The 1893-nt window shown below is 62.4% G+C and carries 1 protein-coding gene; it reads left to right on the top strand.

Annotated elements, in window-relative coordinates:
- Positions 1-164: 164 nt before the first annotated feature.
- Positions 165-1796 carry an IS1634 family transposase gene (locus L3X40_RS21720; RefSeq protein ID WP_237367410.1) on the top strand — a complete coding sequence of 544 codons (1632 nt, stop codon included), beginning with the start codon at positions 165-167 and terminating at the stop codon, positions 1794-1796.
- Positions 1797-1893: the final 97 nt, after the last annotated feature.

Below are 1893 nucleotides of genomic sequence, written 5' to 3'. Positions count from 1 at the left end.
CCCTACTTCAACAGTGAAGCGTGAACGGATAGCGAACGGATTGCCGTAAGCTATTGAAATTACATAGGGTGATTTTGAACAGCGCAAATATGTGGTAACAACATATTTGCATATTTCGTCGTGGAAACGTTGATATTTGTGCGGCCTCGCATCACAACATCAGCATGTTCGTCGTCGAGAGAGTCGCCCGCGGTCATCACTATCTGTACCTCGTAGAGAGCGTTCGCGAGGGAAAGCAGGTGCGTCAGCGCACGATCCAGGCGCTGGGACGCAAGGATCATCTTGTCGCCAGCGGCGCCTTGGACCGGCTGCTCGCGTCGATCGGCCGTCATAGCGAGCGCAGTCTCATCCTGTCCGACATGGCGGCGGGGACGGTCGCGTGCACGCGCATCGGCGGGCCGTTACTGTTCGGGCGGCTGTGGGAGCGACTGGGCATTGACGCGGTGCTCACCGATCTGCTCGCCGATCGCGGCTTTGAATTTGCGGTTGAGCGTGCGGTGTTTGCCAGCGTCCTCCACCGGCTGTTCGTCTCGGGTTCGGATCGGGCGTGCGAGAAGTGGATGGCCGACTACCAGATCCCCGGGGCCGAGGATCTGCAGCTTCACCATCTGTACCGGGCGGTGGCCTGGCTCGGCGAGGAGGTCGAGGCCAAGGCGCCCGATGCGCTGGCGCCACGCTGTGTGAAGGATCGGATCGAAGAGGCGTTGTTCGACCGCCGCCGCGACCTGTTCACCGATCTGTCGGTGGTGTTCATGGATACCACTTCGCTCTCCTTCTACGGCGAGGGCGGCGAGACGCTGGGCGCCCGCGGCTACTCGAAGGACTATCGCCCCGATCTCAAGCAGATGATCGTCGCCGCCGTGATCGATGCCGAGGGGCGACCGATCTGCACCGAGATGGTGCCGGGCAACACCGCCGACAGCACGGTGCTGCTGCCCGTGGTCGATCGCCTGCGCGACCGCTTCGGGGTGACGCGGGTGTGCGTGGTGGCGGATCGCGGCATGATCTCGGCGGCGACTATCTCCGCGCTCGAAGCTCGCAAACTCGAGTATATCCTGGGCGCCCGCGAACGCAGCACCACGGTCATTCGCGACATCGTCCTCAACGACGAAGCGCCGTTCACGCCGCTGGCGATCGACCGCCAGCGCGGCGAGACCCAGTTGTTCGTCAAGGAGGTCAAGGTCGGCAAGCAGCGCTATATCGTCTGTCGCAACGAAGCCGAGGCGCGCAAGGACAGGGAAGAGCGCCAGGCGATCATCACCGGCCTCCAGGCGCAGCTCAAGAAGGGCGACAAGGCGCTGGTGGGCAACTCGGCCTATCGTCGCTACCTGCGCACCACCAAAAAGCACGCCTTTGAAATCGATCCCGGCAAGCTGGCCGACGAGGCGCGCTTCGATGGCATCACGGTGCTGCGCACCAACGCCCGGATCACCCCGCTTCAGGCGATCCTTCGCTACCGCGATTTGCTCCAGGTTGAGACCTTGTTCCGCGCCGCCAAGGCGGTGCTGCGGACCCGACCGATTTATCATGCCAGCGACGCCGCCATCCGCGGTCATGTGTTTTGTTCATTCCTCGCGCTTGTTCTCAGCAAGGAGCTCGCCCGGCTCTGTGCCGACAAGCACATCGTCGTCGAATGGGCCGATCTGCTGCGCGACCTCGATCGCCTCCAACAGGCAACCGTTGAGAAAGACGGCAAGCAGATCACCACACGGACCCACGTCACCGGCCAGGTCGGCGCCATCTTCAAGGCCGCCGGCGTCGCCCTTCCGCACAACCTGCGCGAACAGACCGCCTGAACCCCCAACCCCACCAAAATGTAGTGGTAACAAATCCGCGCGACCGCTCAACGTGCTGATCTTACAGAATTATTTATTGGGCACTGTTGAAGTCGGG

This window comes from Rhizorhapis sp. SPR117 (assembly GCF_021742065.1).
The sequence above is the reverse complement of the archived record's forward strand: the minus strand, read 5'-3'. Positions and strand labels throughout refer to the sequence as shown.